At 58.1% G+C, this 13,608-nt stretch carries 13 protein-coding genes; 3 read left to right on the top strand and 10 right to left on the bottom strand.

All coding sequences use genetic code 11. The annotated features are described in order from the left end of the window. The first annotated feature begins 144 nt into the window (after positions 1-144). Together IEX40_RS11575 and IEX40_RS11580 are read left to right on the top strand one after the other, a co-directional pair. Positions 145-507, top strand: coding sequence for a MerR family transcriptional regulator (locus IEX40_RS11575; protein WP_188748360.1), 363 nt, complete (start codon positions 145-147; stop codon positions 505-507). Between the two features lie 65 nt (positions 508-572). Beyond that, positions 573-1,139, top strand: a complete 567-nt coding sequence (locus IEX40_RS11580) for an NAD(P)H-dependent oxidoreductase (protein WP_188748362.1) — start codon at positions 573-575, stop codon at positions 1,137-1,139. 140 nt (positions 1,140-1,279) lie between these two features. Here IEX40_RS11580 and IEX40_RS11585 read toward each other — a convergent pair whose 3' ends face one another. Genes IEX40_RS11585 through IEX40_RS11605 form a run of 5 tightly spaced genes read right to left on the bottom strand, consistent with a single transcriptional unit; the run spans position 1,280 to position 7,280 of the window. After that, positions 1,280-1,510 carry a formate dehydrogenase subunit delta gene (locus tag IEX40_RS11585; protein ID WP_188748364.1) on the bottom strand — a complete coding sequence of 77 codons (231 nt, stop codon included), beginning with the start codon at positions 1,508-1,510 and terminating at the stop codon, positions 1,280-1,282. Further along, positions 1,497-2,354 (bottom strand): formate dehydrogenase accessory sulfurtransferase FdhD, encoded by an 858-nt coding sequence (fdhD, locus tag IEX40_RS11590; protein ID WP_188748366.1) that lies wholly within the window; start codon positions 2,352-2,354, stop codon positions 1,497-1,499. The genes IEX40_RS11585 and fdhD overlap by 14 nt, the downstream gene beginning before the upstream one ends. Beyond that, on the bottom strand, positions 2,354-5,215 hold the full coding sequence (gene fdhF, locus IEX40_RS11595; protein ID WP_188748368.1) for a formate dehydrogenase subunit alpha: 2,862 nt from the start codon (positions 5,213-5,215) through the stop codon (positions 2,354-2,356). The genes fdhD and fdhF overlap by 1 nt, the downstream gene beginning before the upstream one ends. Positions 5,216-5,217: 2 nt before the next feature. Then, positions 5,218-6,789, bottom strand: a complete 1,572-nt coding sequence (locus IEX40_RS11600) for a formate dehydrogenase beta subunit (RefSeq protein WP_188748370.1) — start codon at positions 6,787-6,789, stop codon at positions 5,218-5,220. Beyond that, complete coding sequence (locus tag IEX40_RS11605; protein WP_188748672.1) at positions 6,789-7,280, bottom strand: formate dehydrogenase subunit gamma; 492 nt, start codon at positions 7,278-7,280, stop codon at positions 6,789-6,791. The genes IEX40_RS11600 and IEX40_RS11605 overlap by 1 nt, the downstream gene beginning before the upstream one ends. Positions 7,281-7,401: 121 nt before the next feature. Between IEX40_RS11605 and IEX40_RS11610 the strand changes: the two genes are divergently transcribed. Then, entirely contained in the window at positions 7,402-8,472 is a 1,071-nt protein-coding gene (locus IEX40_RS11610; protein WP_188748372.1) for a substrate-binding domain-containing protein, read from the top strand. Positions 8,473-8,480: 8 nt separating this feature from the next. On the opposite strand, the gene IEX40_RS11615 is transcribed toward IEX40_RS11610, so the two are convergent. The 5 genes from IEX40_RS11615 to IEX40_RS11635 all read right to left on the bottom strand — a co-directional run bounded on the left by IEX40_RS11615 (position 8,481) and on the right by IEX40_RS11635 (position 13,297). Beyond that, on the bottom strand, positions 8,481-9,779 hold the full coding sequence (locus IEX40_RS11615; protein ID WP_188748374.1) for a TRAP transporter large permease: 1,299 nt from the start codon (positions 9,777-9,779) through the stop codon (positions 8,481-8,483). Further along, positions 9,767-10,294 (bottom strand): TRAP transporter small permease, encoded by a 528-nt coding sequence (locus IEX40_RS11620; protein WP_188748376.1) that lies wholly within the window; start codon positions 10,292-10,294, stop codon positions 9,767-9,769. Before IEX40_RS11620 ends, IEX40_RS11615 begins: the two co-directional genes overlap by 13 nt. A gap of 68 nt (positions 10,295-10,362) precedes the next feature. Beyond that, positions 10,363-11,307 carry a TRAP transporter substrate-binding protein DctP gene (dctP, locus tag IEX40_RS11625; protein ID WP_229680723.1) on the bottom strand — a complete coding sequence of 315 codons (945 nt, stop codon included), beginning with the start codon at positions 11,305-11,307 and terminating at the stop codon, positions 10,363-10,365. Between the two features lie 100 nt (positions 11,308-11,407). Next, positions 11,408-11,665, bottom strand: coding sequence for a hypothetical protein (locus IEX40_RS11630; protein ID WP_188748380.1), 258 nt, complete (start codon positions 11,663-11,665; stop codon positions 11,408-11,410). A gap of 27 nt (positions 11,666-11,692) precedes the next feature. Beyond that, positions 11,693-13,297, bottom strand: a complete 1,605-nt coding sequence (locus IEX40_RS11635) for a BCCT family transporter (protein ID WP_188748382.1) — start codon at positions 13,295-13,297, stop codon at positions 11,693-11,695. Between the last annotated feature and the right edge of the window lie 311 nt (positions 13,298-13,608).

Here is a 13,608-nt window from a genome sequence, read left to right on the forward strand (position 1 = left end):
CCAATGCGCCTGTTTTGCCACAGTCTACTCCGTACTCCCCAGGGTCAACCAAGCCCCAATATAAAAGAGACAGGCCTGAACGGGAGATCACGAAAGGTATAATCGGCACAAACATCAAAACACTAATATTGTCGGAATAAAGCTTTGTTTATAGGAAAACTTTCCCGTTTAACCGCTGCCACCCCTAGAGCAATACGGTTATATGAATCCTTGGGGTTAATTAAGGTAGGACGTAGTGGAAAATACCGCTTTTATGATGAAAGCCATGTGGAGTTCATTCAGATAATTAAAGATGCCCAGAGCCTGGGCATCACGCTGTCTGAGCTGAAAGAGCTTAAGCGAGGCAAAAACGAGCTCGACTGGGTGGCCGTGAGTCAGCTGCTGGCAGAGAAACGCTCACAAGTTCTGCGTGATATCGGTACCCTGAAGCAGCATCTGGCTCGTATTGAGCGTTATCAAACTATCATCTCTGACTGCGCTGATCGGGGCTCCTCTAACTGTAGATAGCCGATTGACTCTTACCCTTAGGTAAGGGTTTACATTGCGGGCGTACCAGTTATGGAGTCCACAGGATGAAGCGAATTCTTATCATTAACGCCAACCCAAAGTCCGCCAGCCTTGGTAAGGTCATGGCAGAGCGGTATGCCAACAGAGCGAGGGAGAAGCATCAGATTGAGCTGATCAATATCGGTGATATGCAGTTCAATCTTAATTTAGAAGAGGGTTACGATAAAACAACTGAACTAGAGGACGATCTTCAGGATTTCCAGCAAAAACTTAAATGGTCGCAGCATATCGTCATTATCACGCCAGTATGGTGGGGTGGCATGCCAGCCAAGCTTAAGGGCGTATTTGATCGAGTACTACTGCCGGGATATGCTTTTAAATACCATGAAGGCAAATCCATCCCAGAAAAACTGCTTACCGGCCGTACGTCAGAACTTATCATTACTCTCGACACCCCCACGATCTGGTATCGCTGGATTCAGGGCAATCCAATATATCACCAGCTAAAACGTACAATCTTCGATTTCATTGGCATCAAAAACAAAGCAACCCACTATTTCGGGCCGGTCATAAGCGCGGATGAAAAGCAAAGAGAACGTTGGCTGAACAGGGTGGAAAAACTGGCAAATTGAAAGGGAAAAGCCCAGGATCTACCAGCTACCGCAGCTTTGATACGAGCTCTGCTTTGGACAACATGAGACAGCCATCGTATCGCCGATAGCAGCCACAGCAAAGAACCCAACCAAGCCCCGAGTATCCGGGGCTTGTCACCTTAATGCACGCCAGCCTGCAACTGTTTTCCTGCCAGTCTCGCCGCAGGATGCAGCTCCTCGCCCCCCTGTTCGAGGTAGTCGAACAACTGGTCCTTCATGCGGCGGGACCAAAACTTTTTCACATGGCTGGCGACCACGGAGGCCACTTCAGATTCGTCGCCGGCACTGATGTTGTTGAGGGCGATCTGGTTGATCATTTTGATCAGATGTTCCTGTTCACTCTGAAACATGCTTGCTCTCACTAAACTTGAGTTCTTGTTCTGCTTCGCTACGGGTGTAGATCACATGGCGACCGGGGCGGGCAAAGCCGATCAGGTTCATACCCGAACTTGAGGCATGCTCTACCGCCAGTGCCGTGGGTGCGGATACGGCTACCAGAGTCGAGATACCCGCGGAGTTACATTTATTGACCATCTCGTAGCTGGCACGGCTGGAGATCAACACGAAGCTTTCGCTGTTGTCCGGATAGCTTTCTCGGTCGGCAGCACGGGCGCCGATCAGCTTATCCAGCGCGTTGTGTCGGCCCACATCCTCTCGCAACAACAGGATATGACCTTCAAGATCGCACAGTGCCGCACCATGCACCGCGCCGGTTACCGACTGCAGCGGCTGGTTCGCTTTCAGTTGGCCGAGCGCGGTTTCGATCGCCTGGCCATCGGGCAGCGCCACTGCCGCTACCGGCTTGGGCATATCCACCGCCTGCTGCAGGGATTCGGCGCCGCACAAACCACAGCCGGTACGACCGACCAAGTTGCGGCGATGCTCCTTGAGCTTGACGAAGCATTCGCTGGCGATCTCGATATGCAGTTCGATCCCCAACGTTCGATGTTCCGCCTCTATGCCGTATAGCTGCTCCGGGCGCTCGATGATCCCTTCGGTCAGACTGAAGCCGAGAGCAAAATCCTCTAGGTCCGTAGGGCTGGCCATCATCACTACGTGAGAGAGCCCGTTGTAGACCAGTGCCACCGCAACCTCTTCCGCGAGCTGGTCCCGGGCCGTTTCCGGCCCGGACTCCGCTTCGCCGTCGTGACGACGCTGTACCTGAAAGACCTTATGGCCCCTCTGCCCGCTCACTAGCGATCTTCCGCAACCGGGTTGGCTTCGTTGAGGAACTTCTGCTGACGACGGTTGTTGTCCTGGAAGCTCTTCTGCCACTCGGAGGGTTGGCTCACCTTCTCCACCTGCACCGCGGTCACCTTGTACTCCGGACAGTTGGTCGCCCAGTCGGAGTTGTCCGTGGTGATCACGTTGGCACCACTGCCCGGATGGTGGAAGGTGGTATACACCACACCCGGCTGCATACGCTCGCTGACACGGGCACGCAGTACGGTCTGGCCAGCGCGGCTGGTAACGCCGAGCCAGTCGCCATCACTGATACCGCGCTCTTCAGCATCGTGCGGGTGGACTTCCAGTATGTCTTCGTCATGCCAGACCTGGTTGTCGGTACGACGCGTCTGAGCACCAACGTTGTACTGGCTGAGAATACGACCTGTAGTCAGCAACAACGGGAAGCGGCGGTTTGCACGCTCGGTAGTAGCCACAAACTCGGTGATGGCGAACTGTGCCTTGCCGATCGGGAAGCTCTCTACATGCATGATCGGCATACCGACCGGGTTCTCGGCGTTGCAGGGCCACTGCAGGCTGCCATGCTGCTCCAGCTTGTCGTAGCTGACACCAGCAAAGCTTGGAGTCAGGGCAGCGATCTCATCCATGATCTCGGACGGATGGCTGTAGGTCATCGGATAACCCAGAGCGTTGGACAGCTCGACGGTGACCTCCCAATCCTCCTTGCCGGCGATCGGCGGCATCACCTTACGCACGCGGTTGATACGGCGCTCGGCGTTGGTGAAGGTGCCGTTCTTCTCCAGGAAGGTGGAACCCGGCAGCAGCACGTGGGCGAACTTGGCCGTCTCGTTGAGGAAGATATCCTGCACGATCAGGCAGTCGAGAGAGCGTAGCGCCTCCTCAACATGCTGAGTGTTGGGATCGGACTGCGCGATATCCTCGCCCTGTACGTACATGGCACGGAAATGACCGGAGATGGCAGCGTCGAACATGTTGGGGATACGCAGTCCCGGTTCGTCGTCGATTTTGACGCCCCAGGCCGCTTCGAAACGTCCGCGGGCAACGGCATCGGAGACGTGCTGGTAGCCCGGCAGTTCGTGCGGGAAGGAGCCCATATCGCAGGAACCCTGCACGTTGTTCTGACCGCGCAACGGGTTTACGCCGACACCGTCGCGACCGATGTTGCCGGTCGCCAGCGCCAGGTTGGCGATACCCATCACCATGGTGGAGCCCTGGCTGTGTTCGGTGACCCCCAGTCCGTAGTAGATCGCCGCGTTCGGTGCCTTGGCGTAGGCACGGGCAGCAGCACGGACCTGGTCGGCCGCCACGCCGGTGATCGCTTCCACCGCTTCCGGTGCATGACGCTCATCGGCGATAAACGCGCGCCACTTGGCGTAGGCATCGGACTCGCAACGCTGAGCGATAAAGTCACTGTCTTCCAGCCCTTCGCTGACGATGACATGGGCCAGCGCGTTGACCATGGCGACGTTGGTGCCCGGCCGTAGCGGCAGGTGCATGGCATCGCCCATGTGCGGGGTATCGAGCAGGTCGATGTGACGCGGGTCAGCCACGATCAGACTGGCGCCCTCACGCAGGCGGCGGCGCAGCAGCGAGCCAAATACCGGATGGGCATCGGTGGGGTTGGCACCGATCACCAGCACGCAGTCGGCCTTCATCACCGAGTCGAAGGTCTGGGTACCGGCAGACTCACCCAGAGTCTGTTTCAGACCGTAACCGGTGGGGCTGTGGCAGACGCGGGCACAGGTATCGGTATTGTTGTTACCGAATGCGGTACGGATCAGCTTCTGCACCAGGTAGGTCTCTTCGTTGGTGCAGCGTGACGAGGTGATACCGCCGATGCTCTCGCGACCGTGCTCCGCCTGGATCTCCTTCAGACGCTTGGCCGCAAAGCCGATCGCCTCCTCCCAGCTCACCTCTTTCCAGGGCTGGTCGATGGAATCGCGGATCATCGGTACGCGGATGCGGTCCTTGTGGGTAGCGTAGCCGAAGGCGAAGCGCCCCTTGACGCAGGAGTGACCGTGGTTCGCCTCACCGCCCTTGTAAGGCACCATGCGCACCACCTTGTCGCCCTTCATCTCGGCCTTGAACGAGCAGCCGACGCCGCAGTATGCGCAGGTGGTAACCACGCTATGCTCCGGCTGACCCATCTCGATGACGGAGTTCTCCATCAGCGTGGCAGTCGGGCAGGCCTGGACACAGGCACCGCAAGAGACGCACTCGGAGTCGAGGAAGTCTTCATCCTGACCGGCAGCAACCTTGGAATCGAAACCGCGACCATCGATGGTCAGTGCGAAGGTGCCCTGCACTTCGGAACAAGCGCGGACGCAGCGGGAACAGACGATGCACTTGCTGGGATCGAAGGTGAAATAGGGGTTGGAGGTGTCCTTCTCCGCATCCAGATGGTTCTCGCCGTCGAAGCCGTAACGCACTTCGCGCAGGCCCACGGCACCGGCCATGTCCTGCAGTTCGCAGTTGCCGTTGGCCGGGCAGGTCAGGCAGTCCAGCGGATGGTCGGAGATGTACAGCTCCATGATGTTGCGACGCAGCTTGGCCAGCTTGTCGTTCTGGGTGATGACCTTCATGCCCTGCTCAGCAGGGGTGGTGCAGGACGCAGGCAAGCCGCGGCGGCCTTCGATCTGCACCGCGCAGATGCGGCAGGAGCCGAAGGCATCCAGGTTATCGGTGGCACAGAGCTTGGGGATATTGATATCGGCCAGCGCCGCGGCACGCATCACCGAGGTGCCCTCCGGCACGCTGATTTCGACGCCGTCGATCTCCAGCGTAACCAGGTTCTCGCTCAGCGACGCAGGGGTACCGTAATCCTTGTTCGGGTCATAGTGCTGCAACATGATCAGACCTCCTCCGCCAGCGCCGGAGCGTTGGACGCGTTTTTCACAAAGTCTTCGCCGAAGTGCTTCATCGCACTCTGCACCGGGAAGGGCGTCATGCCGCCCATGGCACATAGCGAGCCATCGACCATGGTCGCGCACAGGTCGCTGAGCAGCTCCAGGTTGGCTTCGACATTTTCTCCGGCACGGATGCGGTCGATCACCTCGACACCGCGAGTGGACCCGATACGGCAGGGGGTACACTTACCGCAGGACTCGGCAACGCAGAACTCCATCGAGAAACGAGCCTGTTCGCCCATATCCACAGTATCGTCGAACATCACCACGCCGCCATGCCCGAGCACGGCACCGACCTTGGCGAACTCTTCGTAGTCCAGCGGGGTATCCCACTGACTCTCCGGCAGATAGGCGCCCAGCGGGCCGCCCACCTGTACCGCACGCAGCGGTCGGTCGTTATAGGTACCGCCGCCGAACTCAAACATCAGTTCACGCAGACTGGGGCCGAACGCCAGCTCTACCAGGCCGCCCTGCTTGACGTTACCGGCCAGCTGGAACGGCAAGGTACCGCGGGAGCGGCCCATGCCGCAGTCCGCGTAGGCCTTGGCACCCTGATCGAGGATAAACGGTACCGCCGCCAGCGACAGTACGTTGTTGACCACTGTCGGCTTGCCGAACAAACCTACGATAGCGGGAAGCGGCGGCTTGGCACGTACCAAGCCACGTTTGCCCTCCAGACTCTCCAGAAGCGAGGTCTCCTCACCGCAGATGTAGGCACCCGCGCCCATGCGCACTTCCAGATCGAAGCGGCAGCCGCTGCCCTGGATATCGTCACCCAGCAGGTTGTTGGCGTAAGCGGTTTCAATGGCGGCGTTCAGGTTCTGCTGTGCCAGCGGGTATTCGGAGCGCAGGTAGATATAACCCTGGGTCGCGCCGACGGCGAGACCGGCGATGGTCATGCCTTCGATCAGCATGAAGGGGTCACACTCCATCACCAGACGGTCAGCGAAGGTGCCGGAGTCTCCCTCGTCGGCATTGCAGACGATGTACTTCTGATCGGCAGGCGCATTGAGTACGGTCTGCCATTTTATACCGGTGGGGAACGCCGCGCCGCCACGGCCGCGCAGGCCGGACTCTTTCACCGCGTCAACAATCGCCTGCGGGCTCAGTGCCAGTGCGTTCTCCAGCCCCTTGTAACCGTCATGCGCCTTGTAATCCTCCAGCGACAGCGGATCGGTCACGCCGGCACGGGCGAAGGTCAGTCGCGTTTGACGCTTCAGATAGGGGATCTCTTCCACCAGACCGAGCGCCAGCGGATGCTCAACATCGCCCTTCCAGAACTCGGCGGCGAACAGCGAATCCAGATCGGCCTCTTTCACCGGACCGAAACCGTAACGCCCTTCCGGCGTATCCACCTCGATCAACGGTTCCAGCCAGTACAGACCACGAGTGCCGTTGCGGCGAATCTCCAGATCCTTACCCGACTCCTGCGCGAGCGCTTCGACAACGCGAGCGACTCGATCCGCCCCCAGCGCCTTGGCCGTGGTATCGGACGGTACGTGAATACGATAGGTCATCACTGCACCTCCACACGTTCGGTTTTCAGGCTCTCGACCAGCTCGTCGAAGCGCTGTGCATTGACGGCCGCATGAATTTCATCGCCGACGCGCACGGACGGGCCGCAGGCGCAGTTACCCAGGCAGTACACCGGCTCCAGCGTTACCGTGCGATCAGTCGTGGTCTGATGGTAGTCGACGCCCAATGCGGACTTGGCGTGCGCTTCGAGAGCCCGTGCCCCCCTCGCCTGGCAAGCTTCAGCACGGCAGATCTCCACTACATGACGGCCCGGCTGATGGGTGCGGAAGTGATGGTAAAAGCTGATTACCCCGTGAACCTCCGCCCGCGTCAATTTCAGCGCAGGCGCTATCAGCGCAACGGCCTCTTCGGGGATGTAAGAAAAGCGATCTTGGATGGCGTGCAGAATCGGCAGTAGCGCGCCCGGCTTTGACTTGAGCTGATCGATGATGGCTTGCGCAGCGGTTGGCTCCCAGCCTGCGACTCCCGGCATAGTCATTGTTATACCTCCCACCGCCAATATATGAACCATATTTCATATTTAGGCGGAAGTATTGCTCTTATAGTGGCGGTTAAATTACCATTCGGACGGGTAAATCAAAATATGAAAGAAAATGCCTATTCATAAAATCACAATCGTGCCGACCTGGTCTTTTCGAGACAATCAGGGTCGCACACTGGATCCCCAGCTGTTTGTCTTATTGCGACATATAGAGCGTGACGGCAAGCTCACCAGCGCCGCGTCGAAAGCCGGGATCTCCTACCGCCACGCCTGGAACCAGCTCAACAAGTGGGCCGAGTTTTTCGGTACACCGCTGGTGGAGTTGGAGAAAGGGCGCGGTGCTCGCCTCACGCCGTTGGGAGAGAAACTGCTCTGGGCCGAAAAGCGCGTAGTCGCCAGACTGGAACCCCAGCTCGACAACATCACCTCCGAGCTGAACATCGAACTTTCCCGACTCTTAGAGGGTAGTCGGCCAAGCCTGCGTCTGCATGCCAGCCATGGCTATGCGGTGGAACTGTTACCCCGCTTCACCGAGGGCTTCGATCTCGATCTGCAGTACAAACAGGGGCAGGATGCGCTGGCCGCCATGGCGCGCGAACAGTGCGATATCGCCGGATTCCATCTACCGGTGAGTGCGATCAGCGTCGAGATGCTGGGCTGGATCGAAAAACTGCTGAAGCCACGAGCCCACCGCATTATCCGCTTTATCACACGCCGCCAGGGGTTGATGATCAAACCGGGCAATCCGTTGGACATTCAGGGGATCGAGGATCTGTGCCGCGAGGATGTGCGCTTTATTAACCGCGAAGCCGGTTCCGGCACCCGCTCGCTGCTGGAGGAGCTGATGCGCCGCGCCGAGCTTGATAGCGGCAGTTGCCTGGAAAGCACCGGTATGGAGTTCACCCACTCAGCAGTGGCCGCCCACATAGCGGCGGGCATGGCCGATACCGGGTTCGGTGTGCAGGCAGCCGCCAGCCAGTTCGGCCTCGACTTCATCCCACTGGCTGAAGAGCGTTACCTGCTCGCCTGCCATCAACGCACGCTGGAGATGCCGGCAATGCAGACATTGCTGGCATCTCTTCGCGGAAACGCCTTCCAGCAGGCGGTCGACGCCCTGCCCGGTTATGACAGCAGCCATTGCGGCGAGCTGATCACACTGGATGAGCTACTCTGCGATTCGTAACACCGGCTTCAGACGAAGCCCAGCAGTCGCGGCAGGAACAGCGACAGCTCCGGCACAAAGGTGGTAACCATCATCACCGGCAGACCGACGAAGGCCATCAGGCCGAGCGCCGGCATCACCGTCTTGTGGATCGATACCTTTCCAATGCGGCACGCCATGTAGAGTATGGGCGCCACTGGCGGACTGTTGGCGCCGATCACCACGGAGCATGCAACGATCGACGCAAAATGCACCGGATGGACACCGCTTTCCACCATCAGCGGCAGGAACAGGGGCGCCACGACAACGGTTACCGACACGTCATCCATGATCATGCCCGCCACGATGAGGAAGATATTCACCGCGATCAGGATCAGCAACGGGTTCTGGATCAGGGTACTGACCAGCTCGGTCAGATCCTGAGGGATCCGCTCGGATGCCAGGATACGGCCGATCATAAAGCTAAACAGCAGGATCAGGATCACGGTACCGGTGGTCTCCGCCGCCGCTACCACACTGCGTGCAAAAGTGCCCAGATTCAGATCTTTATAGATGAAGAATCCGATCATCATCGCCGCAAAGGCCGCAACGGCCGCCGCTTCGGTCGGGGTGAAGACACCACCGTAGATACCGCCAAGGATAATGATCGGCAGCGACAGTGCCGGGAAAGCACGAACGGTGGCCTTGCCTTTGCCCGGTAACTGCTCAAGCCCGTCGTTGGCGGAGCTGCTCAGCTCATGGAAGAAGCGCCCGACACTGAAGCGGTTGGCGATAATCAGACCGAGAATCAGCAGAATCGCCGGACCAACCGACGCCGCGAAACAAGCTGCCACCGACTGACGGGTCACCACGGCAAACAGAATCATGGTGATCGACGGCGGGATCAGTATCCCCAGCAGAGAGGAGATGCCGAGCAGCGCCGAAGAGTAGCTGCGCGGGTACCCACGCTGCTCCAGCGGACCGATCATGATGGTGCCGATCGAGGCCACGGCCGCAGTAGCGGTACCTGCAATCGCACCGAAAATACCGGATGCCATGACCATCGACGCGCCCATACCACCGCGGCGTTTACCGATCATCACCTCGATGAAATCAACCAGGCGGCGGGCAATCCCCCCGCTCTGCATCAGGTAACCGGTAAGCACAAATAGCGGAAGGGCTATCAATATCACCGAATCCACAGAGCGGTAACCCTGCAGCATCAATGTGTTCAGGTTGGCGTCATAGGCGAACACCATATAGGCCAGCACGCCGGCAAAAGACCAGGCTACGGGGACGCCGATAATCATCAGCAACATCAACAAGCCAATCGCGATCAGCCCTTCCATGCCAGCGCCTCCTCTTTCTTAAGCTGCTTGATCCCGGCAATAGCACATACGACATCACGCAATGAGTAGCAGCTGCAGCCGACGGCAGCCAGCATGATCGATGCCTGAGGCAACCAGAGCGGTATCCCCATACCCGGTGTCGATTGCGGGCGTCTCATCCCCCAGGCCAGCATCCGGTAGGCAAGTACGACAAAGAAAATACAGATCACAAAGGTAATCAATGAAATCAACGCCTTGTGCATCAATTTCAAACGCCGATCCGATATCTGCAGTTCAACGAAATCCACCACAAGGTGTTCATTACGGCGGCTGGCGATCAGGCCACCCAGCATATAGAGCCACATACCGAACAGCATGATCAGCTCCAGCAGCCCTACCACCGACCAACCAAACACATAACGCGCCAGCACCAGGAAGAGCATCAGCCCAACCACAAGCATGCTGGATACAAACGCGGCCGCTTCCAGCAACCATCCGACACGGCGATCCAGCCCGGAAAAGAGTCTGCCGACCATCTTCTTCAGCCTCAAAACGGATCGACCCGCAAAGCGGGCCGATCAAGTTAAAACAGGGTGTTGTCAGATTACAGCGGAGAAGCGTTGGTGCGGATGGTGTCCATGATCTCGGAACCGATCTCCTGATCCATCTGCGGCCAAACCTTTTCACGGGCGGCTTTAGCAAACTCGCGGACCTGCTCGTCGCTGGGCTCGAAGTACTTCATGCCCGCTTTCTGAGCTTCGGCAATGTAGTGCTCGTCCTGCTCCTTGGCGGCCTTGAACTGATCGCTCATGATCTCGATAGCCGCATCGCTGACGATCTTCTTCTCGTCGTCGCTCATGCTATCCCAAGCGTCCAGGTTCGCAGACAGTACGCCGGTCATGAAGAAGTGCTTGGTTTGCACGTAGTAATCCAGCGAGTCACGGAAGTACTCGTAGTCCCAATAGATTACGTTACCCGCTTCGCCATCAACCACGCCGGTCTGCAGTGCGGTGTACACCTCACCCCAATCGATGGCAGCGGTCTGGTAACCCAGTGCCTGCATGGTCTGCGGTGCGGGGAACACGGTCATGGTACGCACCTTGAGACCTTCTGCATCGGCGATATTCATGGCGTACTTGCCACGGGTCGCCACACCATTGAAACCTTCCGGCCAGGGGCCGAAGAACTTCAGACCGATATCCTGGTAGATACCGCCCAGCAAATTATTGACCCAACCGCCCGGGCTGTACGCATTCAGCGCTTCATCCCAGGACAGGGTCATGTAGGGTGTGTAGATTACACCGATGCGCTTGTCGTATGAGGTCATCGGCCAGTTCAGCATCAGGTCTACGTCGCCGGCCACGTGCAGGTCGAACACCTCCTGCTGACCGCCCAGCTCGTTCTGGTAATAGACACGGGTTTCAATTGCGCCACCCGATTTTTGCTCAATCAGTTCGCCCCATTTTTTCAGCGCATCGCCAGCCGGCGAGCCTTGGGTACCGGAATCGGTGGCCAGTTTCAGTGTCAGCGCCTGAGCACTTGCACTCATAAGACACGCGGTTGTCGCAGTGGCTGCAAGCAGGGACTTCATTGTGACCCGGATGCTTTTCATCTCGTAGTTACCTCTCTTTTCAAGTGTTTTCCACTTGTTATCGTTTATGTGCGATGCAGCCACGGCCGTCCGCTATAAGCGAGACGACACAGGGCAACATCATACCCCCGAACTTCGCCTCCAGTTCTGAGGCCAGACGCTCGAAAGCGGCCGCCTCTTCACCGGACGCGTCGCTGAGCCACTCTTCAAGCTCAGTTTTCACCAGCGCCTCGTCAGCTCCGACCGGCAAGGCCAGCCCCAGCTCACGCAGACGACCCGCGAAATCTTCGAGATCAAATAGCTCAGCAATCATCATTTTCTGATCCCCCAGTAACGGCTTATATCAGCGGTGCAAATGAACTTCCGACTTCAGGCCGAGGTAGATGCTGAAGCACATCAGTATCAATACAGCGGTGAACGGAAGACCAGTAGTAATGGCACCGGCCTGCAGCGCGACCAGCGCTTCGGATCCGCCACCGACCAGCAGCGTTCCGGCGATGATGCCGACCAAGGTGGCCCAGAACATACGTTGCGGCATCGGCGCATCGGTCTTGCCACCGGCAGTGATGCTGTCGATTACCAGTGAGCCGGAGTCAGCCGAGGTGATGAAGAACACCAGCACCAACACGATACCCACGATAGAAAGGAGACCGGTCAGCGGCAGGTTTTCAAACATCTGGAACATCGCCTGGGACACATCACCAATGCCGTTGGCCAGCTGGCCGACACCATTAGCAGCCTGCTCCATGGCGGTACCGCCCATGACAGCCATCCAAACCACGGTAACCAGCGTCGGGACCAGCAGCACAGCAGTGATGAACTCGCGTACGGTACGACCACGTGAGATACGGGCGATGAACATACCTACGAACGGTGACCAGGAGATCCACCAAGCCCAGTAGAACACGGTCCAGCCGTGGAACCAGGTACCGTCTTCACGTCCAATCCAGTTGGAGAGCGGAATGATGTTCTCGGCGTAAGCGCCAACGATGGTGCCTGCAGTCTTGAAGATCGCCAAAGTCGGGCCAACCACGATAATCAGTGCAATCAGGCCTGCAGCGATCAGCATGTTGATGTTGGAAAGCAGTTTCACACCGCCGTCCAGGCCACGCGCGACGGAGAACAGTGCCACACAGGTAACCACGACGATCACCGCCACCTGAGTTGAGATATCGTTGGCGATACCGAACAGGTAGTTAAGACCACCGGCTGCCTGCTGCGCGCCCAGTCCGAGCGAAGTAGCCAGACCGAAAATAGTCGCCAGTACAGCGAGGATATCGACCAGATGGCCCAGTACACCCCAGGTGTGCCGCCCCAAAATCGGGTAGAAAGCGGAGCGAAGGGTCAGCGGCAATCCTTTGTTGTAGGAGAAGAATGCCAGCGCCAGAGCAACGACACCGTAGATCGCCCAAGGGTGCAGTCCCCAGTGGAACATGGTGGCACCCAGTGCCATGTCAGCACCTTCCGGCGTCCGTGCGGCTGCATTCAAGGGCGTGCCGTACCAGTCGGTGTAGTACGCCACAGGCTCGGCCACACTCCAGAACATCAGACCGATACCCATGCCGGCGGCAAACAGCATCGAGAACCAGGAAAGTGTGGAGAATTCTGCCTTGGCGTTGACGCCACCCAAGCGGACACGGCCGACCGGCAAGACGACCAGCGCCAGGCAGAAAATAACGAATATGTTACCCCCTACCATGAACAGCCAATCGAAGTGTTCTATCGACCAGCCGCGGGCACCTGTCAGCGCTTCTTTGGCGCCTGCCGGGAACAGCAGCGTGCCAATAATAAACAACAGGATCAGTCCGGCACTGATGCCGAACACGGGGTTATGAACATCCATGCCAAGTATGTTGACGTTGTCCTGACCGACCTGGTAGTCGGTATCGTACTCGTCGGTAATCACCGCGGCTTCCGCCACGGATGGATCAGATTTTACACCTTTCATTAAGCTCTCCTTTGAACTGTCTGGTCTAACAGCACAGGCCTCCGATGAGGAGTCTGTTTTTTTTATTGTTTCCTGGCAGGAACGGATGCTGGGGGATCAGTCCTTAGCGGAAGCGAGAGGAACTTCCAGCCCATTTATTTGGGCTTTCCGAGCGCAGCCAAGCGTGCCAATCCATACTACGAATACGGGAATAGACCGCTGTCCTTCTTGCGACAGCTCAGAGGGTAAATACGGCGGGATTGCGACATGGCGGGAATGACTTATCTATTTGCGTCATCCGCGTAAATCCAGCAGCAACGGTTTTAGATTCA

Source organism: Marinobacterium zhoushanense (assembly GCF_014641945.1).
GTDB lineage: Bacteria > Pseudomonadota > Gammaproteobacteria > Pseudomonadales > Balneatricaceae > Marinobacterium_D > Marinobacterium_D zhoushanense.